The sequence below is a fragment of the Streptomyces sp. NBC_01216 genome (assembly GCF_035994945.1).
GTDB lineage: Bacteria > Actinomycetota > Actinomycetes > Streptomycetales > Streptomycetaceae > Streptomyces.
The window spans coordinates 4,646,136-4,671,959 of sequence record NZ_CP108677.1 but is presented as its reverse complement, the minus strand read 5'-3'; the positions used below and the strand labels follow the sequence as shown (position 1 = coordinate 4,671,959).

22 protein-coding genes, 2 tRNA genes and 1 pseudogene are annotated in these 25,824 nt (G+C 73.1%); 7 read left to right on the top strand and 18 right to left on the bottom strand.

Annotation, left to right across the window (positions count from 1 at the left end; translation table 11 throughout):
- Positions 1-17: 17 nt before the first annotated feature.
- Positions 18-1,088 (bottom strand): LLM class flavin-dependent oxidoreductase, encoded by a 1,071-nt coding sequence (locus OG393_RS20745; protein WP_327376162.1) that lies wholly within the window; start codon positions 1,086-1,088, stop codon positions 18-20.
- A gap of 358 nt (positions 1,089-1,446) precedes the next feature.
- Here OG393_RS20745 and OG393_RS20740 point away from each other — a divergent pair, with 358 nt between their 5' ends.
- Together OG393_RS20740 and OG393_RS20735 are read left to right on the top strand one after the other, a co-directional pair.
- On the top strand, positions 1,447-2,205 hold the full coding sequence (locus OG393_RS20740; protein WP_327376161.1) for an IclR family transcriptional regulator: 759 nt from the start codon (positions 1,447-1,449) through the stop codon (positions 2,203-2,205).
- 159 nt (positions 2,206-2,364) lie between these two features.
- Positions 2,365-2,438: transfer RNA gene (locus OG393_RS20735), tRNA-Lys, on the top strand.
- Between the two features lie 410 nt (positions 2,439-2,848).
- Here the strand turns inward: OG393_RS20735 and OG393_RS20730 are convergent.
- The 3 genes from OG393_RS20730 to OG393_RS20720 all read right to left on the bottom strand — a co-directional run bounded on the left by OG393_RS20730 (position 2,849) and on the right by OG393_RS20720 (position 7,918).
- The gene (locus tag OG393_RS20730; RefSeq protein WP_327376160.1) at positions 2,849-3,439 is read right to left on the bottom strand and encodes a lytic polysaccharide monooxygenase auxiliary activity family 9 protein; all 591 of its coding nucleotides are present in this window, start codon (positions 3,437-3,439) and stop codon (positions 2,849-2,851) included.
- A gap of 150 nt (positions 3,440-3,589) precedes the next feature.
- Positions 3,590-5,002, bottom strand: coding sequence for an SPFH domain-containing protein (locus tag OG393_RS20725; protein ID WP_327376159.1), 1,413 nt, complete (start codon positions 5,000-5,002; stop codon positions 3,590-3,592).
- A gap of 1,581 nt (positions 5,003-6,583) precedes the next feature.
- Entirely contained in the window at positions 6,584-7,918 is a 1,335-nt protein-coding gene (locus OG393_RS20720) for a peptidoglycan-binding protein (protein WP_327376158.1), read from the bottom strand.
- A 204-nt stretch (positions 7,919-8,122) separates the two neighbouring features.
- On the opposite strand from OG393_RS20720, the gene OG393_RS20715 reads away from it, so the two are divergent.
- A tRNA-Lys gene (locus OG393_RS20715) sits at positions 8,123-8,196 on the top strand.
- A gap of 462 nt (positions 8,197-8,658) precedes the next feature.
- On the opposite strand, the gene OG393_RS20710 is transcribed toward OG393_RS20715, so the two are convergent.
- The 10 genes and pseudogenes from OG393_RS20710 to OG393_RS20665 form a co-directional block, all read right to left on the bottom strand.
- On the bottom strand, positions 8,659-9,327 hold the full coding sequence (locus OG393_RS20710; protein WP_327376157.1) for a class F sortase: 669 nt from the start codon (positions 9,325-9,327) through the stop codon (positions 8,659-8,661).
- A complete protein-coding gene (locus tag OG393_RS20705) occupies positions 9,324-9,938 on the bottom strand; it encodes a hypothetical protein (protein ID WP_327376156.1) in 615 nt (204 codons plus the stop codon). The genes OG393_RS20710 and OG393_RS20705 overlap by 4 nt, the downstream gene beginning before the upstream one ends.
- Before the next feature lie 140 nt (positions 9,939-10,078).
- Positions 10,079-10,858 carry an HAD-IIA family hydrolase gene (locus OG393_RS20700; protein ID WP_327376155.1) on the bottom strand — a complete coding sequence of 260 codons (780 nt, stop codon included), beginning with the start codon at positions 10,856-10,858 and terminating at the stop codon, positions 10,079-10,081.
- Between the two features lie 245 nt (positions 10,859-11,103).
- Positions 11,104-11,726, bottom strand: a pseudogene (locus OG393_RS20695) (hypothetical protein); the annotation flags it as partial.
- Positions 11,678-12,151: an ATP-binding cassette domain-containing protein gene (locus tag OG393_RS20690; protein ID WP_442817427.1), complete on the bottom strand. Its 474-nt coding sequence runs from the start codon at positions 12,149-12,151 to the stop codon at positions 11,678-11,680. The gene OG393_RS20690 and the pseudogene OG393_RS20695, both read right to left, overlap by 49 nt.
- A gap of 44 nt (positions 12,152-12,195) precedes the next feature.
- Positions 12,196-12,942 (bottom strand): phosphonatase-like hydrolase, encoded by a 747-nt coding sequence (locus OG393_RS20685; RefSeq protein WP_327376154.1) that lies wholly within the window; start codon positions 12,940-12,942, stop codon positions 12,196-12,198.
- Between the two features lie 5 nt (positions 12,943-12,947).
- Entirely contained in the window at positions 12,948-14,084 is a 1,137-nt protein-coding gene (locus OG393_RS20680) for a TIGR03364 family FAD-dependent oxidoreductase (RefSeq protein WP_327378497.1), read from the bottom strand.
- 361 nt (positions 14,085-14,445) lie between these two features.
- Positions 14,446-15,234, bottom strand: a complete 789-nt coding sequence (locus tag OG393_RS20675) for a GntR family transcriptional regulator (protein WP_327376153.1) — start codon at positions 15,232-15,234, stop codon at positions 14,446-14,448.
- A 93-nt stretch (positions 15,235-15,327) separates the two neighbouring features.
- Positions 15,328-16,332 carry a hypothetical protein gene (locus OG393_RS20670; RefSeq protein ID WP_327376152.1) on the bottom strand — a complete coding sequence of 335 codons (1,005 nt, stop codon included), beginning with the start codon at positions 16,330-16,332 and terminating at the stop codon, positions 15,328-15,330.
- A 203-nt stretch (positions 16,333-16,535) separates the two neighbouring features.
- Positions 16,536-17,750 (bottom strand): ROK family transcriptional regulator, encoded by a 1,215-nt coding sequence (locus tag OG393_RS20665; protein ID WP_327376151.1) that lies wholly within the window; start codon positions 17,748-17,750, stop codon positions 16,536-16,538.
- A gap of 56 nt (positions 17,751-17,806) precedes the next feature.
- Between OG393_RS20665 and OG393_RS20660 the strand changes: the two genes are divergently transcribed.
- Positions 17,807-18,901 (top strand): Gfo/Idh/MocA family oxidoreductase, encoded by a 1,095-nt coding sequence (locus tag OG393_RS20660; RefSeq protein WP_327376150.1) that lies wholly within the window; start codon positions 17,807-17,809, stop codon positions 18,899-18,901.
- A 132-nt stretch (positions 18,902-19,033) separates the two neighbouring features.
- On the opposite strand, the gene OG393_RS20655 is transcribed toward OG393_RS20660, so the two are convergent.
- The 4 genes from OG393_RS20655 to OG393_RS20640 form a co-directional block, all read right to left on the bottom strand.
- Positions 19,034-19,891: a fumarylacetoacetate hydrolase family protein gene (locus tag OG393_RS20655; RefSeq protein WP_327376149.1), complete on the bottom strand. Its 858-nt coding sequence runs from the start codon at positions 19,889-19,891 to the stop codon at positions 19,034-19,036.
- A 138-nt stretch (positions 19,892-20,029) separates the two neighbouring features.
- Positions 20,030-20,758 (bottom strand): YidC/Oxa1 family membrane protein insertase, encoded by a 729-nt coding sequence (locus OG393_RS20650; protein WP_327376148.1) that lies wholly within the window; start codon positions 20,756-20,758, stop codon positions 20,030-20,032.
- Between the two features lie 89 nt (positions 20,759-20,847).
- Positions 20,848-21,141, bottom strand: a complete 294-nt coding sequence (locus OG393_RS20645; protein ID WP_442817337.1) for a DUF6412 domain-containing protein — start codon at positions 21,139-21,141, stop codon at positions 20,848-20,850.
- A 172-nt stretch (positions 21,142-21,313) separates the two neighbouring features.
- Positions 21,314-22,093, bottom strand: coding sequence for a class E sortase (locus OG393_RS20640; protein ID WP_327376146.1), 780 nt, complete (start codon positions 22,091-22,093; stop codon positions 21,314-21,316).
- Positions 22,094-22,156: 63 nt separating this feature from the next.
- Here OG393_RS20640 and OG393_RS20635 point away from each other — a divergent pair, with 63 nt between their 5' ends.
- The 3 genes from OG393_RS20635 (at position 22,157) to OG393_RS20625 (ending at position 25,788) form a co-directional block, all read left to right on the top strand.
- On the top strand, positions 22,157-23,170 hold the full coding sequence (locus OG393_RS20635) for an SEC-C domain-containing protein (protein ID WP_327376145.1): 1,014 nt from the start codon (positions 22,157-22,159) through the stop codon (positions 23,168-23,170).
- A 94-nt stretch (positions 23,171-23,264) separates the two neighbouring features.
- Positions 23,265-24,812 carry an ATP-binding protein gene (locus OG393_RS20630; protein WP_327376144.1) on the top strand — a complete coding sequence of 516 codons (1,548 nt, stop codon included), beginning with the start codon at positions 23,265-23,267 and terminating at the stop codon, positions 24,810-24,812.
- Positions 24,805-25,788, top strand: a complete 984-nt coding sequence (locus OG393_RS20625; RefSeq protein ID WP_327376143.1) for a PD-(D/E)XK motif protein — start codon at positions 24,805-24,807, stop codon at positions 25,786-25,788. Before OG393_RS20630 ends, OG393_RS20625 begins: the two co-directional genes overlap by 8 nt.
- Positions 25,789-25,824: the final 36 nt, after the last annotated feature.

Genomic DNA, 25,824 nt, shown 5'->3' with positions numbered 1-25,824 from the left:
TCGCGGAAATCCAGGTTTTACCCGGGACCGTCCGGGAGCCCGTACGCGTCCGCGATCAACCCGTAACTCCGCGACCGGGCCTCCCCGCCGTGCGCGTTGGCCGTGATCATCAGCTCGTCGGCACCCGTCCGCTCACGCAGACCGTCCAGCCCCGAGCGCACCGCGTCGGCCGTGCCGTGCACCACGTTCGCGAGCCAGCCGTCCACGAACTCCCGCTCGGCCGGGGCGAACCGGTACGCCTCCGCCTCCTCCGGCGTCGGTATCAGGCCGGGCCGTCCGGTGCGCAGCCGGAGCATCGACAGCGCACCGGTGAGGACCTGGCGGCGCGCCTCCTTCTCGTCCTCGGCGGCCAGCGCCGAGACGCCGATCAGCGCGTACGGGGCGTCGAGCGCCTCCGAGGGGCGGAAGGACTCGCGGTAGAGATCGAGCGCCGGAAGTGTGTTCCGGGCCGAGAAGTGATGGGCGAAGGCGAACGGCAGCCCGAGCGTCCCGGCCAGGCGGGCGCTGAAGCCGGAGGAGCCGAGCAGCCAGATCGGCGGACGGCCCGCGGGCCCCTGCACCGGTCCCGGTACCGCGTGGACGCGGGCGTACGGGTGCCCGTCCGGGAAGTCGTCGTCCAGGAAGCGGGTCAGTTCGGCGAGTTGCCGCGGGAAGTCGTCCGCCCCCTCGTCCGGGGTCCGGCTCCGGCGCAGGGCGGCGGCGGTGGCGCCGTCCGTGCCCGGGGCACGACCGAGCCCGAGGTCGATGCGGCCCGGCGCGAGCGCCTCCAGGGTGCCGAACTGTTCGGCGATCACCAGGGGGGCGTGGTTGGGGAGCATGACGCCGCCCGAGCCGAGCCGGATACCGCGGGTGTGGGCGGCGAGATGGGCCAGGATCACAGCCGGCGAGGAGGAGGCGACGCCGGGCATGGAGTGGTGTTCGGCCACCCAGTGCCGGTGGTAGCCGCGGCGCTCGGCCAGCCTGCCGATCTCGACACTGGTGGCCAGCGCCTGCGTCGCGGTCCGCCCGCTGCCGACGGTCACCAGGTCCAGTACGGACAGCGGAACGGGCGACTCCCCGCGTGCCGTGCCTCGAATCGCGTCGCTCACCGTGGGCGGCCCTTCTGTGCTGTGACGGAGGTACGCCGGGCCACAACAGGAGGGGGTCTCCGCTTATTCCCCCGGGGGTGCGCGGACCAGGCCGCCGGGGATGATCGAGTCCGATTCTCCGAAGAATTATTCTCGACTTCTCGGCCCGAACGCGTGCCCGAGAGCGTCCGTACGGTGCCCTGACCACCGAATCTTCGACCCACTCATGCCCCTGACATATGCCAGGGTGGTGAGGCCCAGCGTGCGGCCCTGCCGCGCCGTATTTATCTCGCCAACAGCCGCCCCGGAAACGGCGCTTGACGGCTATCGTGGTACGGAAGTACGGAAGCTTGCGGTCACAACCTGGTAGGGGGAAGCCGTGGCGCTGAAGCCCGAGCCCACCGCGCCGTTCCACTCGGTGCAATACGCCCTGCGCGTGCTGGAGACGGTCTCACGGCACGGCGGCGGGGTGACGGACGTCCAGATCGCGCGGGAGACGGGTCTGCCGACCGCTCATCTGTCGTCCCTTCTGCTGATGCTGCGCCGCGAGGGGTATGTCGAGCAGGTCAGCGACGGCGCCTATGTGATCGGCGACTCGCTGGTCCTGCTCGGGTCCGGCATGACCCGCCGCGAAGCCCTCGAGAGCAAGCTCCAGGAGACGCTGACCGAACTCCGCGACTCCGTCGGCGCGGCCGTCTACATCAGCCGGTACATCGACGGCGAAGTGAAGATCACCCAGTTCGCCGACGGCCCGCGCACACCCAAGGTCAACGAGTGGGTGGACTTCCGGTCGGCGGCGCACGCCAGCGCGGTCGGCAAATGCCTGCTGACGCAGCTGGACCGGAACGGCCGCCGCGATCACCTCGCCCGGCACCGGATCGCCCGGCTGACCTCCCGGACGATCACCAGCGAGAGGATCCTCTTCTCCAAACTGGACAGCCAGCCTCCGACCGTCCCGGTGCTCGACCTCCAGGAGTACGCGGTGGGCACGGTGTGCGCAGCGGTCCCGCTGACGGCGGGCGCCTCCGTGGGCTGCCTCGCGCTCTCCCTGCCGATCGAACACGCCCATCGGCTGCGCTCGGCGGCGGACACGCTGAACCGCAAAGCGGCCCCGGTGGTGCTCTCGCTGGCGATCTGAGGCCCGCTTCCCAGGCCCGGACGCCCTGGTCCCGTCCGGGCCTGGAAGGCCGGAGTCCGCCGGGACGCCGGAAACGGGTCGCGGAGCGGCCGGAAGCGTCCCTCAGTGGCGTGGTCGTGAGCACCGCCGAGAAGCGGGTAGTATTTTCTCTGTCAGCAGGCGCCGCTAGCTCAGTTGGTTAGAGCAGCTGACTCTTAATCAGCGGGTCCGGGGTTCGAGTCCCTGGCGGCGCACAGACGGAAGAAGCCCCTCGCGTGAGCGGGGGGCTTCTTCGTGCTTCCCGCCTCATCGTGACTGTCAGCGACGCCTACCGGGACCTGCTCGCGCCCACCCGTGAGGTACCGGGGCATCCCGGCAACGCCGGGAGCGTGCGTGCCAAGGCGTGACCGCCCGGCCAGAGGCCACCCGGCAGGCTCTCAGCCGCGGGGGGAATGCCGGCGTGTCGTCGAGGAGCACCCCGAGGTGCGGCTCGGCACCCCGGGGCAGCGGCTCCACCACCACCGAGGCCCGCGCGACGGCTCCGGCGGCGTTCCGGTGACGGCCGAGAACCAGGTCCCGGCTCCTCAGGCCGGTCCGGTGGTCGCCCCGCCGACGCTGTACGAGCCCCGCCACGGTCATACGCCGGACAGCAGCCGACACGGTGTCAGAACTGGACGTCCGAGCAGGCGTAGAAGGCGTTCGCGGTGTCCGCGATCGTCCAGACCGCCAGGATCAGGTGCTTGCCGGTCTTGCCCGCCGGGATGGTCCCGGAGTGCGAGAGCGTGCCCGGCGGCTGCTGGTTGTTGTAGGGGACGGTCAGGAAGGGCTGCGGATCGAGGGCCGCCCGGGTGAGCGGCTTGGTCCGGTCCCAACCGTTCTTGGTGATGTAGTACCGGAAGTCGGTGGTGCGGTGGCGGGCGGTGAACTGCCAGCGGAAGCCGTAGCTCTGCCCCGCGGTGACGTGGGTGGCGGGCCAGTTGCCGCCTCGCGGGTCGTCGAGCGGGGCGAACTGGGAGAGTCCGGCGGAGCAGATCCTGCCGTCGGCGGGGCCGGCGGCAGGGAAGCCCTTGGGACCCTCGACCGACTGCGGCTCCCACTGGATGGGGCCGCAGTTGTTCACGGTGCCGTTGGCGCAGAGCTTCTGGCGGCTGATCGGCGAGTCGGTGTAGCCGTGGCTTCCGGCACTGCTCGTGGCGAAGAGGGTGGCGGCCGCGACGCCGAGCGCCACCGCCGCCACACCTGTCTTTTTGCGCATGCTGTCGCTCCAGGAGAACGTGGGGAGTTCCGTGGCCCGTGCTGCACGCGTGCGGATGGTTCGGCCGTGGTTGATGCGGTACCTATTCCGGTCTAGACCAAGTACCAAGGTATGGACAGAAGTTGAACATGTCCATACCAATCGCGGGATTCACGCCCCGCCTCCCGGACCCGTCCGGCCGGTGTAGAACGCCACCGTCAGGTCCTTGACCAGCGCCTTGCGGTCATAGTCGTCCAACTCGACCAGACCACGCGTGGTCAGTCGGTGGACCACGTCGTCCACCGCGTCCACGACGGCGGTCAGCACACTGTCCCGGTGCTTCGCGTCGATCGCCGCGATCCGCCGGCGCCGCATGGCCGCCGCGATCTCGGGCGCGTACTCGATCCGGGTCGGCTGCGCCGAGAACACGTCGATCCCGACCGGGGCGCACTCGGACGAGAGCATCCGGGTCAGAGCCTCGCCGACGGCCTCCGCGTCGCGCAGCGTCGGGGCGTCCTCGTGGAAGGCGTCCGCCGGAAGCTGCGAGAGAACCCGGGCCATGGCCGCCTCGACCTGCTCTCGCAGGTACTCCTCGTGCCCGTCGACCCCGAGCGCGGCGCGGACGGTGTCCCGGACGCGCCAGACGACCAGGACGGTGACGTCGAGCGCGGTGCCCTTGGCGTCCACCGCGGCGAGCGGCTCGCTGCGCCAGTGCCGCAGCCGGACGTCGACCCGGCGACGCAGCAGGAGCGGGCTGATCCAGTGGAGACCGGTACGGCGGACGGTACCGCGGTAGTCGCCGAAGAGGGTCAGGACGTATGCCTGGCCGACGCGTCCGCGGCCGAGCCCGCCGAAGGCGAAGAGCGTGAGGAGCACTCCGAGGGCGAGCATGGCCCAGAGTCCGAGGTGGATGCCGTGGTACGGACGGGAGGGCAGACGCAGCAGCTGCCCGAGCGGCTCCGGCACGGCGCCCGCCCACCACACGATGGTCCCGCAGGCGGCGAGGGCCAGGAGACCGGCGAGTACCCCGATCCAGCCCGGCAGGACGGGGCCGGGCCGCTCGACGAGCTCGGGGTCGGAGGGGGGAGCCGGGCGGGGCACCCGGGCACGGGCGGGCTGGGGGATCTTGGCCTTGGCGGCGGGGGCCGCGGGCGGGGCGGAAGCCGGAGAGGCGAAGGGGACGGCCAGGGCGACGGTGGCGGGGCCGCCGTCCTCGTCCGCGCCGCCGCGGAGACCGGTCGCCGTCGGCGCGGACGCGTCGGGCTCGTCCCGGAAGAGCAGGTGCACGGGGATCGACCCGGTCGTCTCGGCCCCGATCACGTTCTTCCGCCTGGCGCCGGTCCGCACCGGGGCCGGGGCGGCGGCCCTGGCCACCTCCGCGGCCACGGGCACGGCGATGACACCACCAGGCGCCTCGATGATCCGCCCGATGTCACGGACCCGGATGAGCGTGCCCCCGCAGGTCGTGTGGGCGGTCCCGGCATCGGAGGAAGCATCGCCGTCGGCCGGGACGGACGGGGCCGGAGCCGACGGGGCCGGAGCGGACGGGGCCGGGCAGGCGTCGGACGGGGCGGGCGACGACATCGGGGAAGAGACAGGGACCGGCGACGACATCGGGGAACGGGTGGACGCGACCGGGGACGGGGTCGGAGAGGAGGTCGAGGCGGACGCGACCGGGGCGGAGGGCGTCAGCCCTCTGGACGGGGTCGGGGCAGGGGCGGCCGAGCGGGCCGGGGCCGCGGCGGTGACGGGGCCGGTTCGGGGCGTACACGGGGCCGGTTCCGGGGCGCCCACGGCTGATTCACCCACGGCGGGTTCACCCGCAGTGGATGGGACCGCGATGGATGGGACGGCGATGGATGGGCCCGTCTCCGCACCGGCCCGGGTGTCCGGCCCGGGGGCGACCCGAGCCGCGACGGTACCGGCGGCGCCGTCGGTCTTCTCCTCGTCGACCGCCCGCGCGGAAACGGGCCGTGACACCGCGACAGGCTCCCCGGCCGGGGCGGGCCGGGCGGCGGCCCCGGGCGGCCGCCTCTCCGGCCCCGGCCGCGCGCGGTCCGCCGAAGCGCGGTCCGGCTGCTGACGGGTCCCCGCCGGGGCTGCGCCCGCCACGGCACCGGCGGCGGCGATACCCACGCCGAGCGGACCGTCACCCGGGCGCAGTCCGGGACTCCTCGGGCTGTTCTCGCCCGGACCTCCGGCAGCCGGACCGTCCGGCGGGGTGCCGGGCGACCGCTCCCGGACCGGTCCGGCGACCGACGGGGCGGCCGGGAGTCCGGCCGCCGGAGAGCTGACCGGAGCTACCGGAGGGAGAGGGGACGTCGGCGTCGCGCCTTCGGCCGTACCGGGACGGACGGCTTCTCCGCCCGGAGCCGACGGACCGGACGGGGCCGCGGCGCCCCCGTCCGGTGCCGGACCCGTCGACGGCGGGGCCGACGGCACGGACACGGTGGTCTCCCGGCCCTCGCCGCCCGGGGCCGCGGCTCGCGGGCGACCGGCCGTGACGCTCGTGCCTTGCGGTCGGGGCGGGGCGGCGGACAGCGCCGTCGCCCCGACCGGCCGGGACGCCGCGGTGGTCCGGCCGGGGCGGTGACCCGACTCCTCACTCCCCACCGGACGAGACGGGAGTTCCTCCGGAGTCCCGGAGGAACGGGCGTCCCCGGTACAGGAAGCCCCGTCGGTACCGGAAGCCGGCGACGGCGCGGGAGGTGACCCGGCGGCCACCGCGGCGCGAGGTCCGTCCCCGGCCGGGGACGCCGGGACGGTGGCCGCCGGGACGGGCCGCCCTCCGCTCACCGTGGCCGGTCCGGCCGCCGGACCGGCCACGCCACCGATGGCCGCGTCACCGATGGCCGCGTCACCGGCGAGGGCGTCGGTGACCGCCGTACGCGCGTCGCCGTCGCCCGAAGGCTTCTGAACCGCCTCGTCCGCACCCCGGTCGGCGACGGCCCCGGCAACCGCGTCGGTTCCGGTCGCCTCCGTATCGGTGTCCGGCCCCGTTCCCTCGCCCGGCGGGCGGGGAGACGAGCGCGGGGTGCGGGGCTCGTCGGTCAGACGCCGGGCCGTGCGCGCCGCGTCGCGCGTCGCCGCGGGACCGGAGTCTCCCGGCAGGCCCAGTGGGTTCGGGTTCGGTGCGGTCATGCGGTCCACCTCATGCTCTCGGGGTCATCGGAACAAGCGCTGCCAGGTTTCCGGGCCGGGGTAGCCGTCGGCCGCGCCGCCACGCCATCCCTGGGCCCGCTGGAACGCCTCGACATTGCGACGGTCCGCCTCGGACCAGCGCGGACCGGGACCCGACAGGTAGTGCTTGCCGTAGCCCCGCTTCACCAGTTGCTTGCCCAGCTTCTCCACATATGCGTTGGATTGGCCCGGACGGAAGTAGCCACGCCCGGGAAACGCCGTCGCGTTCGCGCTCGACCCCCCGGAACCACTCGAACCGCCGATGTTCCTGCCCTGTCCGGTCACCAGCAGACGCCAGGTGTGCGGACCCGGCAGGCCGTCCGCCTCGGCGCCTTTCCACCCCTGGGCCTGCTGGAATGCCCGCGTCGCGCGACGGTCCGCCTCACCCCAGTCCGGGCCAGGGCCCCGGCTGTAGAACTTCTTTCCGCCGCGGTCGACGAGGAGCCGCCCGAGCTGCGTGACGTACGCGTTGCGGGCGCCCGGTCCGAACATCGCGATCCCCGGGTAGGCGGTCGACGTCGAGGAGCTTCCGGCGGTGGAGCCGCTCACGATCCCCTTGTAGCGGTAGGCCACGTAGCGGGCGGAGTTGTTCCAGTACGCCAGCGGTGTGGCCTGCTTCCGCGTCCGCGGTTTGGTCTGCTCGTAGGCGATGTACGAGGTGTGGGTGTAGTCCGTCCAGCCTCCGAAGAGCGTCACGTGGGAGCCCTTGGTCGGGTTGGCCGGGTTGTGGAAGAGCAGGATGTCGCCGGGCTGCAGATCCTTGCGGTCGATCCGCACGCCGAACCGGTCGAGGCTGCCGGTCCACTCGTTGGCGCTCAGGTTCCAGGCCATCGAGATGTAGCCGGAGCAGTCCTGGCGGTATCCGTCCGTCCAGTACTTCTCCATCGAGTACGGAACCTTGGCGGTGACCCATCGCTTGGCGCGGTTGATGATCTCGGTCCGGGTCGTACGGCGCAGCGAGTCGAGCGAAACCTGACCCGTCGTCGGAGACGCCGCCGGGGACGCCGGCTTCGTCCCCGCGACGGACGTCCCGTGCAGCGGGCCGGCTCCTCCCTGCGGGGTGTCGGGATTCGGGCCGTCTCCCACCGGTGCGACCGGGGCGGTGGCGCCCGAGGGCCGGGCGAGTGCGCTCGCGCCACCGCCGCCCAGGGCCACACCCGCCGCCGTCACCAGGACCAGCGCACGGCGCGCCCTGTGTGCCGCCGGGTGGCCGCCCGCACGCACGGGAAGACCGAGGGCCAGGTCACGCCGCTGCCGGGCGCAGCCCGCGCAGACGCAGTCGGCCGCGGGCTCGTACTCCTCGAAGATCGGCACACTCATGGGATTCCCTCCACACTCGTCAAGATCTTCTGGCGCTGGTGCACGGGCGTCAGTGTCTCAACTGTCTGGACAAATCGCATTTTGACGGATCGAAGCTACGAAACGACCATCCGACAGGCCGGGGAGGGCTATCGATCCTGGCCATGCCCGGGGCCGCGGTCCGGAGCACTCCCGCGCGTCGGGTAGAGTTGTGCAGGTCAGCAGGCGCCGCTAGCTCAGTTGGTTAGAGCAGCTGACTCTTAATCAGCGGGTCCGGGGTTCGAGTCCCTGGCGGCGCACGCGCATGCGAGGCCCTCTCACCGATGGTGAGAGGGCCTCGCTCGTTTCCGAGGTCTTGCGCACCCTCGTGCCCACGGCGCGCCTCGGCCCGCTCCGGCACTCCCCCGCCTTCGGCCCGCCGCCGGTGCCACCGTCTCTCCCTCCGCCTCCCACACCACGGCCTTCGCCTCGGGTTCGGGTTCGGTCACCGTGGACGCCCGTGGACGCCATCGGCATCGCTCGGGGAATCGTCCGGGTGCCGGGACGGACCGCCGTGCCCTCCGCCCGGTGGCGCGGACGGCCGGGAGGACGGGAGCCCGGAACCGCGGAGGCCCGCACCGTGCGCCCGGACGGGTCACGTCGGCCCCTCCCCCGAGGCCGACGGACGGCATGGGACGGCACGGGACGGCACGGCACGGGACGGCACGGCACGGACCCGCACGAGGCGCGCACGACCGGGGACGGACGCGCCCCGGTATGGGTCAGGCGCGCGTCACACCGGTGAGGTACGCGGAGACGACCACGTTCGCCGTGTAGGCACCCTCCGCGCGGTCGAACGCGCCGCCGCAGGTGATGAGGCGGAGTTCCGCGCGGCCGGGCAGCCGCTGCCCGTACACCTGGTGGGCGTCGAAGCGGTCGCGGGGGACGACGCGCACGTCGTCGACGGTGAACTCGGCGACCGAGCCGTCCGACCTGCTCACCGCGACCTTCGCCCCCGGCCGGGCGGAGCCGAGGCTGTAGAAGACGGCCGGCCGGGTCTCGGTGTCCACGTGGCCGACAAGGAGGGCGGCGCCGTCCGCGCCCGGCCGGGTACCCCGGTCGAACCATCCGACCGACCGCGGCAGCTCGTACGGGGGCGGGTCCACCGCGCCCGTCTCGTCGAGACCGCGCGGGAGGACCGGTGCCGCGATGCCCAGCGAGGGGATCTCCACCCGCCGCGGGACCGCGGGCTCCAGGGGGTCGTGCGCCGGAGGCAGCCCGACGCCGGGCGGAGGGGCGACGGCGGCGATGTCGCCGCCGGCCGGCGCCGGGCCGGTGCCCGGGCCTTCGGTGGCCTCCCGGCCCCAAAGCCACATCCCCAGGACGAGGAGGGCCCAGGCGACGCCGGCCACCAGCCGTCCGGTCCCGGCGGGAGCGTCTCCGGCGGTCACCCTCGGTCCGCGCGCGGGGCCGTGTCGGCGCGGCGGCGGCGTGCGCTGCGGCAGGCGACGGCCACCGCGGCGATTCCGGCACCCGCAAGGCCCACCAGGGTGTACGGGGTGCCCAGGCCGCTCCCGGCCACCGTCTGCGCTACGCCCGGGGCGGCGGGGGCAGCGAACGCCGCTGCGCCGCCGCCTCCGGCACGGACCGGCGCGAGGGGGCTCGGCTCGTGCGTGGGCTGGTCGGTGGGGTGCCGTGTGGGCGGGTGACCCTGGACGCGGATCGTGCCCGCGTCCCGGTGGTCGTGCCCGTCGCAGCGCACAGCGACCTGGTACGTGCCGTCCTTCAGGCCCGAGCGCGCGGTGGTGTCGCCGAACAGCGGGTGGCCGTCCCCGCCGCGCCCGGTCAGCTCGGCCTCGGCGACGAACGCCGGGGAGGTCGCGACCCCGGTGGCGCCCTCGCAGCCCGCGACCCGGACCTCGACGTCGGAGCCGGGGCGGGCCGTGGCGGGGGTGACCGTGACGCGCACGCCGTCGTGGGCGTACGCGCCGCCGGCCGCGGGCGCCAGCGCGAGGACGACGGCCACCCCCGCGGCACGGAGAGCAAGGGAACCTGAACGCATCGTGACCTCCTGGTACTGGCAGGTTCACCCGGTTCCGATCGTTTCGCATCCGCAGGGGCCGGACGGGCCCCCGATCAGGGGGCCGTCCGGCGGACTCCCCCGGCTCGGAGCCTGCCGGCCGAAGGCCGCCCGAAAGGCTCTCAGACGCGGTCGACGATGTCCGCGATCGAGTCCACGATCCTGGACGGGCGGAACGGATAGCGGTCGACCTCCGCCTGCGTGGTCAGACCGGTGAGCACCAGGAAGGTCTGCATGCCCGCCTCCAGACCGGCCAGGATGTCGGTGTCCATCCGGTCGCCGATCATGGCGCTGGACTCGGAGTGGGCTCCGATGGCGTTGAGCCCGGTACGCATCATCAGCGGGTTGGGCTTGCCCGCGAAGTACGGCTCCTTGCCGGTGGCCTTGGTGATGAGGGCGGCGACCGCGCCGGTGGCCGGCAGCGGACCCTCCAGGGAGGGGCCGGTCTCGTCGGGGTTCGTGCAGATGAACCGGGCGCCGGCCTTGATGAGCCGCACGGCCTTGGTCATGGCCTCGAAGGAGTACGTACGGGTCTCGCCGAGGACGACGTAGTCCGGGTCGTGGTCGGTGAGGACGTAGCCGATGTCGTGCAGCGCGGTGGTCAGTCCGGCCTCGCCGATGACGTAGGCGGTGCCGCCGGGCCGCTGGTCGCCCAGGAACTGCGCGGTGGCGAGGGCGGAGGTCCAGATGTTCTCCACGGGCACGTCCAGACCCATGCGGGCGAGACGGGCGTGGAGGTCGCGCGCGGTGTAGATCGAGTTGTTCGTGAGGACCAGGAAGGGCTTCCCGGTCTCCCGCAGCTTCTTGATGAACGCGTCGGCGCCGGGGATCGGCACGCCCTCGTGGATGAGGACGCCGTCCATGTCGGTGAGCCAGGATTCGATCGGCTTGCGCTCTGCCATGTGCGGGGACTCCTGCCGTACAGAAATCGTGCGGGGTGCTGGGGACGCCGCGACAACGCTGTGGCGACGCCCCCAGCCTAATCTCGCGTCGGCCGGGGTCACCCCGTCGAGGAGCGGCGTCCCGCGGGGTGGACCGCACGGCGTCGGACCGGCCTCGCGGCCTGCCTGCCCGGACGGGACGGCGACGGAACGCGGTGCCGTGACGGGTGTCGCGACGGGACGGAAGCCGGCCGCTGCGGCACGCGTCAGGACGCGGTGACCGCGATACCGTCGATCGCCCAATACCAGTCGTTGGAACCGGTGTAGTGGAACCGGAAGCTCACGTTGACGGCGCCGGCCGGCACGTCGGCGGTGAGCGACTGGGGCTGGGAGAGCACGTCGGCGGTGTAGCTCCTGACGACGGTGGGCGTCCCGCCGTTGAAGGCGGCCAGGACCCGTGCGGTCTGACCGCCCTCCTGCCGGCCCATGGCGTTGTTGACGACGGCCCAGCCGCTGGGTGGAGTGTGGGTGAAGCCGAGGAGGCCGACGGGGATCCCGGTCTCGTCGACACGGCCGGAGAGCGAGCCGTGCAGTGTCTCGAAGGGGGCGGTGGAGCGCTGCTTGACGGGCTTGCCGTCCAGGCCCCAGGAGGGGTCGGGGACGATGCCGAGCTGATGGAAGACGGTGGCGGCGACGTCCACCGGGCGGGTGTCGGCGGGGCGGGCACCGGTGACACCGGAGTTGTGGCGGACCTCGTCGGTCTCGCCGAAGTAGACGAAGAGGATGTCCGGGTTCTGGTGCCTCAGGTCTCCTCGGTGGTCTCGGTGATCCTGAGGTCGTTCACGGCGTAGTCGTTGTCGAGGACGAGCGTGGCGTCGGCTCCGAGGGTGGCCGCCCACCGGACAGCTCACGGGGTACCGCTTCGCGCAGGCGGCCATTCCGGTCGCCTCCAGGGCGTCGGCGACCCGCCCGGCCGTCTCGCGCTTCGGTGTCCCGCGGGCCGTGAGGCCGAAGGCCACGTTCTCCATCGACACTCAGGTGCGGGAAGAGCGCGTACTGCTGGACGACCATCCCGATGCCGCGCTTGTACGGAGGAAGTCCGGTGACGTGCCGGTCGCCGATGAACACCCGCCCGGAGAGCGGCTGGACGAAGCCGGCGACCGCCCGCAGGGCGGTGGTCTTGCCGGAGCCGAAGGGCCCGAGGAGGGCCATCACCTCGCCGGGTTCCACGCTCAGGTCGAAGGCGTCGAGGACGGTGTTCCGGCCGTACGCGACGGTGACGGCGTCGAACCGGATCCCGCTGCGGTGGGTCATCGGGGGCGCGGAGGCGGACGGCTGGACGGTGGACGGGTCGCGGCTCACCGGCCCGCCCCCGTGCCTCCGGCCGCCTCCGCCGCCTCGATCGCCGCCGGGAGGCCGGCCACCGAGGCGAGGACGTGCGTGGCTCCGTGGCGTCGGAGCGCCGCCTCGTCGTGGGCACCCGTCAGCACCCCCGCCACGATCCCGGCACCCGCCCGGACCCCGCTGAGCATGTCGTAGGAGGTGTCGCCCGCGACCACCGTCCGGCGGACGTCGTCGACGGCACCGGTCCGGAGGAGTGCGCCGAGGACCATGTCCGGGCAAGGGCGGCCCCGGCCTCCCGTGTCCGCCGGGCAGAGGGTCAGGTCGACGAGGTCCCGCCAGCCGAGCGCGTCGAGGACCGCGTCCTGCGTGACCCGGGCGAAGCCGGTGGTCAGCACCACCGTCCTGCCCTGCTCCCGCAGCGCGGCGATCGTCCCGGCCGCGCCCGGGAGCGCCGCGATCCGGCCCTCGGAGACCAGCGTGCCGTAAGCCTCCTCGAAGGCCAGGTTCGCCTGGTGGGCGCGGGTCTCGTCGCCGCCGAGGAGGTGACGGAACACGGAGATCTTCGACTCGCCCATGGTGGCCCGTACGTAGTCGATCATCGCGGCGGGGTCCTCGCCGAGGCGTTCCGCCGCGGCGGTGAACGCCAGCTCGACCAGGCCGTCGTCGGCGACGGTGGTCCCCGCCATGTCGAGGACCACGAGGTTCATCCTGGGGGCGTTCGTGGGGGGCATCGTGGAGGGGCGCGTGGGGGAAGAGGTCATGGGGATCACCAGCCCAGTTCGTCGGCGGTCGTCTCGGCGATGGCGGGGGAACAGGTCATGCCGCGTCCGCCGGGTCCGGTCACCAGCCACACGCCGTCGCGGACCTGCCTGCGGTACACGACCCGCCGGGTGTCGGCGCACTGGGCGTACACGCCGGCCCAGCGGCGCCGGATCGCCGGCAGCGGGCGGCCGAGGAAGGACCCGACGACGCGCGTGAGGTGCTCGTAGGGGTCTTCGAGGGTGTCGAAGGCGAAGGGGTGCTCGTACGCGTGGGTGTCGCCGATGGTCAGTCCGCCGTCGAGGCGCTGGACCATCAGCAGTTGCGTCCGGTGCTCGGCGGCGACCGGGTCCTGTGCCTGGCCGGCGTTCATCGCGTCCAGAGCCGGGGAGGCGTAGGCCGGGTAGTAACGGAAGGAGTCGGCGTCGGCGACGGAGGTGGTGAGCGGTTCGCCGAGCGGATCGGTCTGCATCATCTGGAGGCGGACGCGACGGACGGGAAGTTCCCCGGCGAGTTCGCGGACCAGGCCGCCGAGCCAGGCGCCGGTGCAGAGGACGACGACGTCACCGCGGTGCGTGTCACCGTGGTCGTCCCGCACCCCGGCACTCCCGGCGCCCCGGGCCTCGATGACCTCCCGTACCTCACGGCCGGGCAGGAAGGCGTATCTGCCGGTGGCCAGCAGCGCCCGGCGAAGCGCGAGCAGGGCGACGCGCGGCTCGACGGCCGCGTCCCGCTCGCACCACAGGGCGGCGGCGAAGTCGCCCCGCAGGGCGGGGTTGATCCCGCGCGCCTCAGCGGCCGTCAGCAGCGCGTAGCCGCGGTCGGCCGCGTCGACCCGGCTCAACGCCGTCTCGGCGACGGCCTGTTCGAGCGGGTTGCGCACCAGAGTGAGGGAGCCGATCGCCCGGAAGCCGATCCCGGGGACGCGGGCGCCGATGCGTTCCCACAGCTCTCGGGCCCGCAGGGCGGTGTCCAGTTCCTCCCCGCCGGCCCGTCCACTGACCCATATCTGGCCGAAGTTGCGGAGGGACGCCCCGCGCGCCTCGGTCTCGCGCTCGATGTGTACGACCTCATGGCCGCGTTCCACCGCGTGCCAGGCGTGCAGGGTTCCCACCACGCCGGCCCCTACGACGATCACCTTCATGACGTTCACGCTCCTGGGGGCCGGTGGACCGGACGCGTCCGAAGGGCGACGGAGCGATGAACGACCCGACAAGGATGAACTAGACCCGTTATCTTCTCGTGATCTTATTCTCGCGGCCTGAACGGGTCGCGACCAGGGTCCGGGCGCACGATGGGCCGGGACCCGGTACGCCCGATCGCGGCCGGTTCGCCCCGCTCAGAGCCTGCCGGGCGACCTTCGGTCAACTGGCGGACACGGTCCGGTGCTTGCGATTCCAAGGCGCCGAGAGGTCACCGGAGCGGAGCTACCGGGGCGCATCGGCAACATCGGCAGCGTGCGTGCCAGGGCGTGACCGCCCGGCCAGAGGCCACCCGACAGGCGCTCAGAGCCGACCGCGGCCGGCGCGGTCCCGGTCTCGGCCGAGATGCGCCGTGAAGCTGAAGCGGTCGCCCCGGTAGAGCGTGCGGACGCGCTCCAGGGGGCGCCCCGCGGTGTCGCGGGAGAGGCGGTGGATCAGCAGCATGGGCAGGGCCGGCGGGGTGCCGATGAGCAGGGCCTCGCGGGGGGTGGCGAGCACGGTCTCGATCCGCTCGTCGGCGTCACCGAACGCGATGCCGAGCCGCTCTCGCAGGTAGGCGTAGAAGGAGGAGTCCGGGTCGAAGTCGGCGTCGAGGCGCGGGGCGCGCGCCTCGGGCACATAGGTGCTCTCCAGTCCCACCCGCTCGTCGTCGGCGAGGAGGACACGCTCCATGTGCCAGACGGTCTCGCCCCGCCGGACGCCGATCTCGGGGGCGAGGGCGTCCGGGCAGGGGAAGCGCTCGAGGGAGATGAGCGTACGGCCGGGCCGCCGGCCCTGGCGGCGGACGCCCTCGGTGTAGCCGGCGAGGGAGAGCGGCTGCTCCAGCTTGGGCCCGGCGACGACGGTGCCCCTCCCCCGCCGGCGCAGCCTGCCTTCGAGGAGCAGTTCGCGCAGGGCCTGACGTACGGTCTCCCGGGAGACCTCGTAGCGCACGGCGAGTGCCCGCTCGGTGGGGAGCGGTCCTCCCTCACCCAACTCGTCGATCAATGCGGCGACTTTGGCCTTCACCGCGTAGTACTTGGGAATGCGGCCGTGCTCCGGGATGCCGGAGCGGACGGGGGAGCCGGGTGCCTGGTCGTTCGGGTAGTCCACGGGGGGGGATGGTCGCAGGCGGGAGTGAACGCGAAGGTGTACGGAGCGTGGCCCGGGGGCTCGGCGCGGGCGAGGCGCGCGCCCCCGGTCCGCTCAGCGCGGACGCCGTCCGCGGCGGGCCATGAGCAGCAGGGCCGTACCGGCGAGGATCAGCGCACCGGCGGCCGGGGCCATGAGGAACACCAAGACATCTCCCGTCAGGGCGAGTTCGGATCGCGGACGGCCCGGCGGCAGGCGGACGGCCCCGGTGGGCGGGGGGGTCGCCGACGGAGCGGGACCGGTGGCCTCGCCTTCCGGGCGGGTGGCGTCCGCCGCCGCGACGGCGTCGCCGATCGCGAGACGGTAGCCCGCGGACTCGCCGACCCAGTCGCCGTCGTCGCCCCGGCGCTGCACGATGGCGGCGTGGGCGACGACCTCGCCGGGGGCGGTGTCGGCGCGGAAGGCGAGCCGGACGGAGACGGAGACGGTGCCGCCCGCGGGCACGACGAAGCCGGGGAAGCCGGTGAGGGCGCCGATGCTCTCGGCCTCCTCGGTCCCCTCGAAGGTGACCGGGCGCCAGCTCCGGGCGGCGGGGTCGTAGAAGTCGAACCGGATCTGCGCGGGCTGGAGCACCCGGTCGCGGTCGGTGAGGGCGAGCACCGGGTGGATGTCGTGGCAGGGCTCGGTCGTGGTGTTGGTGAGCTCGATGGTCCAGGTCGAGAACGCCCCGCCGGGGACGTAGTCGGCGGGGCCGCCGTGGATCCGGGCGTCGATCGGGAAGTCGCGATCGGCGGCCTTTCCACAGGTGGGCGGCTTGTCGCGGAGCTCGGCCGGAACTCCCGAATCGGCACCGGCACCGGCACCTGTCGCGAGACCGGTGCCAGCCGTACCGAGGCCGGTACCGGTGCCGAGCCCGGGAGCGGTACGGAGGCCGGGAGCGGTACGGAGGCCGATGCCAGGGCTGGAGCCGGGTCCGGTGTCCGCGCCGGGAGGGGGGCCGACTCGGGGAGCGGCCTGGGTGCCGAGCTCGGCCGCGGACGGGACCACGGCGAGCGCGAGAACGGCGGTTCCGGCAGTCGCCGCGGTCACGCCGAGGGCGAGGGCGTTGCGCAGTCGCATGGGACGGGGCCTTTGCTGCTCGCGAGCGTACGGGACGGCCGCGACGCTGCCACGGCCGTCGGTTACGAGGGCGGACCGACGCGGCGGGCCACCCCGTACGGCCCGGCCATTCCACCTGATCAGCGTATTTTCGACACCGTCCCGGGTGTGCCGAGGCACGGACCGGGGCATACCTCGGCCCGCACCCCGGGGCAGGGCGGATGTCAGGCCGTGGACTGTCTGCCGAAGACCGGAGCCAGGACGAGTTGGGCGGCCCCTTCAGCGATGGCGTAGGGGGTGACGGCGACCTCGGCGGCCAGTCCGAGACCGGCGAGGACCTCGCCCACACCGAGCACGAACGCCTCGGGAGCGGCGAGCACGGCACGGCCGCCCAGGAGCAGCCGGTCGATGTCCAGGAGCCGTACGAGATTGGCCGCACCGGCGCCCAGGACACGCGCCGCCCCGGCGAGGTCGCCGCGCGCGACGGCGGCCAGGCACAGGACCTCCAGGCAGCCGCGCCCACCGCAGTCGCACGGGGGTCCGTCGAGCTGAACGGTCTGGTGCCCGAGCTCGCCGGCGCCGGTCCTGGCCCCCCGGAGCACCCGACCGTCGAGCACGAGCCCGGCACCGAGACCGCTCCCGAGATGGACGTAGGCGAACGAGTCGGCGGCGGGCGACCGCAGGGCGAGCCCGAGAGCGGCGGCGTTGGTGTCCTTGTCGAGGACGACGGGCCGCCCGAGCGACCGGGCGAGGACGTCCCGTACCGGGAACCCGTCCCACTGCGGATATCCGGTGATCCGGCCCGGCGTCCCGGCCGGATGGTCCAGCGGCCCGGGCATCGCGACCCCGACGCCGAGCACGACGGGCGCGCCTTCGGGACCGGGAGGACGGCCATCGGGACCGGATGGGTCTCCGGGACCGGGTGCGCCGTCGGAGCCGGGAGGGCCGCCGGGCTCCGCACCGGTGGCCCCGCTCCGTCGCGCGGGGCCACCGCTCCCACCGTCCGGTGCGAGCCCCGCGCCCGTGAGCAGTTCCCGCACCTCGCGGACCGCCACGGACAGCACGGCCTCGGTGCCCGCGCCCAGGTCGAGGGGGGCCCGGCGGGTGACGACCGGGGCGCCGGCCAGGTCGACGAGGACCGCGGTCAGTTCGTCCCGGTCCAGGTGCAGCCCCACAGCGCAGGCCGCCGAGGGCACCAGCCGCAGCACCGTACGGGGCTTGCCGCCGGTGGAGGCCCGGTGACCCGCCTCGCCGGCCAGCCCCTCCGCGCGCAACCGGGCCGTGATCTTGCTGACCGCCTGCGGTGTGAGGCCGGTCCGCTCCGCCAGCTCCAGGCGGCTGACGCCCGCCTCTCCCGCCTCCCGCAGCAGATCGAGCACCAGCGCCGTGTTGTGGCTGCGCAGCGCCGGCAGGTTCGCTCCACCCAAGTCCCTCTTCACCCGGTCATTGTCTCCCGCGCTTGCACTTCGGCAACAGCGTTGCTTAAGTGGCGTCCATGACTGGCAGCACCGACTCCCGCACCCCTCTTCGCGTCGGACTCGTCGGCTACGGCCTCGCGGGCTCCGTCTTCCACGCCCCGCTGGTCTCCGCCACCGAGGGGCTCGTCCTCGACACGGTCACCACCGGCGACCCGGGGCGCCGGGAGCAGGCCCGCGCCGCGTATCCGGGTGTCCGGGTGGCCGGCTCCCCCGAGGAGCTGTGGGCTCGGGCGGCCGAGCTCGACCTGGTCGTCGTGGCCTCCCCCAACAAGACCCACGTCCCGTTCGCCACCGCCGCCCTCGAAGCCGGCCTGCCCGTGGTCGTGGACAAACCCGTCGCCGGCACCGCGGCGGAGGCACGCGCGCTCGCCGCGCTCGCCGAGGAGCGCGGCCTGCTGCTCTCCGTCTTCCAGAACCGCCGCTGGGACAACGACTTCCTCACCCTGCGCGCGCTGCTCGCGGACGGCGCGTTCGGAGAGGTCCAGCGCTTCGAGTCACGCTTCGAGCGCTGGCGTCCGCGGCTGAAGGGCGGCTGGCGGGAGTCGGGCGCGCCGGAGGAGATCGGCGGGCTCCTCTACGACCTGGGCAGCCATGTCGTCGACCAGGCCCTGGTGCTGTTCGGCCCGGTCGTCCGGGTGTACGCCGAGTCGGACGTCCGCCGCCCGGGTGCGGAGGCCGACGACGACACCTTCCTCGCCCTCACCCACGCGAACGATGTCCGCTCCCACCTGTACGTGAGCGCCACCACCGCCCAGCTCGGCCCCCGCTTCCGGGTTCTGGGTCAGAACGCCGGCCTGGTGAAGTACGGGCTCGACCCGCAGGAGGCGGCCCTCCGCGAGGGCCTGCGGCCGGTGGCCGGCAGGCCGTGGGGCATGGAACCGGAGTCGATGTGGGGCACCCTCGGCGCCGGGGAGTCCCCGCTGACCGGCGGCGGGACCCCGGTCGAGACCCTCCCGGGCGACTACCCGGCGTACTACGCGGCCGTCGCCGCGGCGCTGCGCGGCGACGGTGCCAATCCGGTCACCGCGCACGAGGCCGCCGCCGCCCTCGACGTCCTGGAGGCGGCGAAGCGGTCCGCCCGCGAGGGCGTGACCGTGGAGATCGACGGGTGAGCGAGGTCGCCGCCCATGGCGGTTCCTCCCCGCTCGCGGTCGAGGGCGCCGGGCGGGGCGGCGGCCCGGTAGCGTGGGTGTCCCGTGGCACCGCGCGCTCCCGGGCCCCCGGACCTGCGGACCCGTGGACGCTCAGGCGTCCTTGAGCTCCTGGCGCTGACGCCCCAGCCCCTCGATCTCCAGCTCCACCACGTCACCGGCCCGCAGATACGGCTTCGGTTCCGGCTGTCCCATCGCCACGCCCGCCGGCGTGCCGGTGTTGATCACGTCGCCCGGGTACAGGGTCATGAACCGGCTGACGTACCGGACGACCTCCGCGACCGGGAATATCTGGTCGGCGGTGTTGCCGTCCTGCCGGAGCTCGCCGTTCACCCACAGCCGCAGGCCGAGCGCCTGCGGGTCGGGCACCTCGTCGGCGGTGACCAGCCAGGGGCCGAGCGGGTTGAAGGTCTCGCAGTTCTTGCCCTTGTCCCAGGTGCCTCCGCGCTCGATCTGGAACTCTCGCTCGGAGACGTCGTGGGCGACCGCGTAACCGGCGACGTGCGCCCGTGCCTGCTCGTGGGTCTCCAGGTAGCGGGCGGTGCGGCCGATGACGATCGCCAGCTCGACCTCCCAGTCGGTCTTGGCGCTGCCCCGCGGCACGAGCACGGTGTCGTCCGGTCCGACGACCGTGTCGGCGGCCTTGAGGAAGACGACCGGCTCAGCGGGGGTCGCCGCGCCGGTCTCGGCGGCGTGGTCGTGGTAGTTCAGCCCGATGCACACGACCTTGCCGATCCGGCCGACGGGCGGGCCGACCCGCAGCCCGGTCGCGTCGAGCGCGGGCAGCACTCCGGCGCCGGCCGCGGCCCGTATCCGCTCGAGCGCGGACGGGTCGGCGAGCAGTCCTCCATCGATGTCGTCGACCAGCGCGGACAGGTCGCGCAGGGTCCCGCCCTGGTCGAGCAGGGCGGGGCGTTCGGCCCCCGCCGGGCCCACACGCAGCAACTTCATGGTCTTCTCCCTGTGGTCGAGGTGGGCCCGGGGGCGGGCCCTGCTGAGCCCCGGCCGATGGAGTGCGGCCATCGGAGGATTGGTCAATCCTCCAAGAGCGACGACCACTCCGCAATACCCCGTTCACGGGCTGGACCCTTACGCGGCGGTAGCGAGCGCCCCCGCCGCCGGCATGTCCCGGTAGAGGAAGGCCCGCTCGACCGCGGTCCAGGTGGTGCTCGTCACGATGTAGAGCGCGGCGGCGAGCGGGACGACGGCCACCGAGACCAGGGTGAGGAAGGAGAGCAGCGGCATGACCTTCGTCATGGCCGTCATCGCGCCCGCGCCGGGCGCCTGCGGTCCGGCCATCGGCGGGGCCGCCGCCATCTGACGCTTGGTGCGGCGGTAGTTGTACGTGGCCACGGCGGCGACGATCGCGAAGAGGACGAGGTACACACGGCCGGCCGGGCCGAGGGCTCCGCCGTGCGCGAGGGCGTCCGCCCAGTGGTCGCCGAGCGGGGCGGCGAAGAGGGTGTGACCGGTCATCCGGCCGCTGGAGAACAGGTGGTACATCAGGAAGAGCGCCGGCATCTGGAGCAGGCTGGGCAGGCAGCCGGCGAGCGGAGACACCTTCTCCTGGGCGTGCAGCTCCAGCGTCGCCTCCTGGAGGCGCGCGGGGTTCTTCGCGTGCTTCCTGCGCAGCTCGGCGAGTTGCGGGGCGAGCCGGGTGCGGGCCTTCTGGCCGCGGGCGGCGGCACGGGACAAGGGGTGGACCGCGAGCCGGACGAGCGCGGTGAAGAGCACGATCGCGGCGGCGGTCGCGGTGGTGGCGAAGAGCGGCTGGAGCAGGTCGGCGAGCCGCTCGACCAGGGTGGCGAAAACGGACATGGGAGCCCTCCGGGGGTCTGTCGTCGTGCCGGGACTGGAACGGGGTCGGCATGACGGAACCGCGCGGTACAGGGGCGTTACGGGTACCTCTACGCGGCCGTCGGGAAGGAACGGCCGGGTGCCCGCGGTCTACGGCGACCGGAGGCGTCGGGATCGCGCTGTGACAGGAAGGCGGTGCGTTGCTCGCGGTCGCGCAGGGCGGTACGGACCCGGGTGGGCGGCACGGAGGGCGCCACGGAGGCGCCGATCAGGGCGCAGACGACCGTGGTCGCGGCGAGGGCGACGGCGGCGGAGACGCTCGCGCCGTCGGACAGGAGCAGGTCGGCGAGGGCGAGCAGGAAGAAGAGCGGGGCGATGACACGCAGGAACACGGCTCGGATCACCACCGTCTCCTCTCGTACCGTCCGCCGCTTCGGATTCTCGCGGCCCGGGCGGCGTTCCGGGGCCGCGGGCGGTCCCCGGCCCCCGTCACCGCCTCCCCGCCGTTATACACGATCGGTTTCGCCGCACACGACCGCTTTCACCGGGGGCGGGAGCGGGCGGCGCCGCGTCCGGTCACCGGGCCGGCACCAGCCTCGCCCACACCACCAGCCGATAGGAGGAGCTGAACTCCGGCGTGCAGGTCGTGAGCGTCAGGTAGGAGCCGGGCGCGGAGTAGCCGTAGGAGGGCTTGACCAGTGACCGCGGGACGGGAGCGATGACACCGGTGTCGCGGGGCGCGGTCCGCGGCAGGACCTGGTCCACGCGGTAGGTGTACGTCGCCTCCCTGGTCCGCACGGTGATCTCGTCCCCGCGCTCCAGCCGGTCGAGATGGCGGAAGGGTTCGCCGTGGGTGTTGCGGTGCCCGGCGAGCGCGACGTTGCCGGGCCGGCCCGGAGCGGCGGTACCCGGATAGTGGCCGACATAGCCCTTGTCCAGAACCGACGCCTTTCCGACGCCCTGGGCGACGGGCGCGGTCAGGCCGATCCGGGGGATGCGCAGGACGGCGTACGAGGCGGAGACGGATGGCCCCGCGGGGGCCGGGGCAGCGGGACGCGGGGGCTCGGACCGGGACGACGGCGCGGCGGCCCCATCCGCCCCGGCACCGCCGGAGGACTCCGAGGGAAGTCCGGGGGCACCGGGAGAGGGTGACTCCCCCCACGCACGCTCCAGCGCTCGGACCTGGCGCCGGGCATCGGCGCGGGCCTCGCGGTTGGTCCACCAAAGCTGGTGGGCGACGAGGAGCAGAAGGACGACACCGCAGGTGACGACGGTTTCGGCACCGGCCCACAGGGCGCGGGCGGCGATGCTCCGCACCCCGCGCGCCCGGACGACGACCGGCCCCCTGTACCGCACCCGGGGCACGATAGGGGCTGACGCGCCAACTCTCCAGGGCCGTACAGCAGTACGGTGTTCCCCATGCGCCCCGATACGTCTGCCGACCACGCCACCGAAGCCGAGCGTCTGCTGCGCACCGCCGCGCAGTACCCCGAGGACCGGGAGCCGCTGCTGCTGCGCGCGGCGGCCCACCTGGAACTGGCCGGCGACCGGGAGCGGGCGACCGGCCTCTACGACGGCCTGCTGGCGTCGGACCCGCGGGACGCGCACCTGATCCGCGCGCTGAAGGCGGCCAACCTGTGGGAGTACGGCCACGAGGCGGAGGCGCGGGCGATCATCGACGGGGTCCGGGCGGCCGGGCCCGCTGAGGCGTCCCCGTGGGCGATCGTCGCGGAGACGCTGGAGGCCCACGACGAACTGGAGGAGTCGGAGGCGACCTTCAGCCAGGCGGCCGGGCTTCTGATCCCGGCGGACGCTGCGGGGGACGCCCTCCCGTACGCCACCCAGTCGCTGCTGCTGTCCCGCCACCGGGTGCGCCGGATGCTGGCGCTGCCGCACGACGACTGGGACATGCTGGCCGACGCCCTGCACACGGCGGACGTCCCGCTGGACGAACTCCACGACCCGAAGCGCCTGTGGTCGCTCGGTTCCTCGGACCCGGCCGAGCTCCAGGCGGAGATCGCCCGTCTCCGCAGCGAACTCGGCTCGTACCGGACGGCCCTCTCCCGCCCCTTCCCGGTGGCGGTGCTCCACTGGCCGGAACCGGAACTGGACGAGCTGCTGGCCGCCTACCCGGAACTGGAGGCCGAGTACCCCACCTACCGCGCGCACCTGACGGACATCGAGGCGTCCCTCCGCGAGCTCGCGGCGGCCGGCACCCCGAACCTCGGCATCGTCCCGGCGACGGTCCCCTCGTACGAGGCTTTCGCGGCCTCCGAGGCATCCTCGCCCGCCGACGCGGACCTGCTCCCCCAGTACGCCACGACGCTCGCGGCCCGCGGCCGTGCGACCCCCTGGCCCCCGGCCCGCGGCACGGCCTGCTGGTGCGGGTCGGGGCGGGGGTACGGGGAGTGCCATGGAGGGGACGAGGGGTAGCCGCACCGGCGGCTTTCCGTGAGTGCCCATCGAGGTCCGCGCCGTCCACTAAAGTCGCCTGATCAGCTGTGGCGTGCGCATCCCAAGGCGAGACATGACGACTGAGTGGCAGTTCGAAGTACCCACCACCGGCAGCAAGTGCCTGCCTCCGGACAGTCGTTACATGGAGGCCCTCAGCAGTCAGGGCTACGGCTTCGAGGCTGCGATCGCGGACCTCGTGGACAACTCCATCGACGCCGGGGCAAAGGACGTCGTGATCCACTTCCTGCGCGACGGGGACAGGCTCGTCAGCCTGCTGATCGTCGACGACGGAAAGGGCATGGACGAGGAGGAGCTGGACGTCGCGATGACCGTCGGTGGTCGACGCGACTACGACTCCACGGCCCTGGGAATGTTCGGTACCGGATTGAAGTCCGCCTCGCTGAGCCACGCGGGCGCCGTCACCGTCGTCAGCAAGGTGCGGCGCACACGGGCCGCGGCGCCGGCAGGGCGCCGCTGGACGATGGAACGGGCCGTGACCGGATACCAGTGCGACATCGTCGCACCTGACTACGCGCAGCGGCTCATCGACCGCTACTACGACTGTCCGATCGTCTGGCAAGGAACGGTCATCCGCTGGGACGCCGTCAAGAACTTCCCTCGGACCGGCGGCGGCAGCCAGACGGATCGCTATCTGCATCGCACCATCAACAAGCTGGGACTCCACCTGGGGTTGCATCTACACCGGTTTCTGGCTCGCGACGACTTCAACATCACCATCGCGGTCGAGGACGTCTCCACCGGCGTCGAGTACATGAACTTCGGTGTCCAACCACTCGACCCGTTCGCGTATCCGATCAGCGGACACCCGGACTACGCTCGCGAGTTCGTCGCCGTGCTCGCCTCCCTTGGCCCAGTCACCATGGCCGCGCACATCTGGCCACCGAAGTCGAACCAAGACGAGTTCAAAGCGGTGGGGACCGTCATCGACCGGCAGGGTTTCTACTTCTACCGCCGCGACCGCCTGGTGCAAGCCGGTGGTTGGAACAACTTCCGGCAGCCCGAGCAGCATCTCGCGCTCGCGCGCGTCGCCGTCGACCTCCCGGAGGATCCCGTGGCCTCCGAGGTGTTCCGTCTCACGGTGAAGAAGGACGGCGTCGACACCTCGCCGGAGTTCGTGACGGCCCTGGAGTCGGCGGTGGACCCCTACGGACGCGCCTTCTCCCAGTACATGACGGACGCGGACGCGACGTACCGGGAGGCACGGAAGCGGACAGGTACGAGCCGCAAGCCGGCGATCCCCGCGGGCAAGGGCATCGCGCCGACGGTACGAGAGGCCATCGAGGACGAGCTGCCGCTCATACCAGGTGAGGAACCGATCTCCGTCCGCTGGCGGAAGATCGACAACAGCACGTTCTTCGAGATCGACCGCGAGACCCGCACGATCATCCTCAACGACCACTATCGTGCGGCGATCCTCGGCGGTCGGCGCGGCGGGCTGAACGACGCCCCGACCCTCAAGTCGCTCATGTACCTGCTGCTCCATCGGATCTTCGAGAAGGAGTACAGCGGCAGTCGGGAGAAGGACAACCTGCAACTCTGGCAGTCCGTACTGGTCGCGGCAGCCCGCGCCGAACTGGATCGGGTGACGGACGATGACTGACCCGGCAGCCGGCGTGACGCTCGCCTGGTCCACGGTCGAGCACTACCTGGGAGAAGGGCTCGGCACGAGCTACCGCCTCTCCACCGCCGACGGACACCCCGTCGTCACGTACGAGATAGGCCACGGCGGTCGTGACATCGCCCTGTGCGTCGAACTCGACCGCAACCGGCAGCCGCCGCGCTCCCCGCTGCAGGCCGTACGCGTCGATCAGGTGGCCTCGGACAAGGGCCGTCGGATGGCACGCATCCACACCACTCGGGTCGAATCGATGCGCGACTTCCACGACATGGTGCTCGCCATGGCCGATCGCATCGTCTCGAAGAACCGCCCGCTGGACCGTGCCTTCGCCGAGACGATCGACGGCTGGAGCGCGCTGCTCGGCCGTCCACAGGGCTTGAGCGTCCAACGTCGGATCGGCCTCCTGGGCGAACTCTCGATGCTGTCCCGCCTCTCCGAGACGTACGGTTGGGCCACCGCCGTCGAAGCGTGGACCGGTCCCTACGGCGAGCAGCACGACTTCGCCCTGACGGACTTCGACATCGAGGTGAAGACGACCGTGGCAGAGCGTCGACGTCACGTGATCCACGGGATCGGACAACTGCAGCCCACTGCCGATCGGCCGCTGTGGTTCGCCTCGCTCCGGTTGACGCGGGGCGGCGCGGGCGGGCGCACACTCGCCGAGTCGGTCCGAGCGGTTCGCGGTGCCGTGACGGACCAAGCCCCGTCCGCCCTCGCTCGGCTGAACTCCGCGCTGGAGCGGACCGGCTGGTCGGCCGACCATGAGGACGACGAACGCTGGACGCCTCGGGACGACGCACTGGTCCTCGCGGCCGAAACCGTCCCACGCCTCACCCCCGAGCTGCTTGCCGCCGCCATGCTCGAGCGCATCTCGTCGGTGCGCTACGAAACGGACGTCACCGGGCTCACGCCCGCCGTCGGCGCCCCGGACGGCCTTTCCACGCTCCGTCTCCCGTAGAACCTCCCCCGACCGTCTCTCTTCGCCCCGACAGCC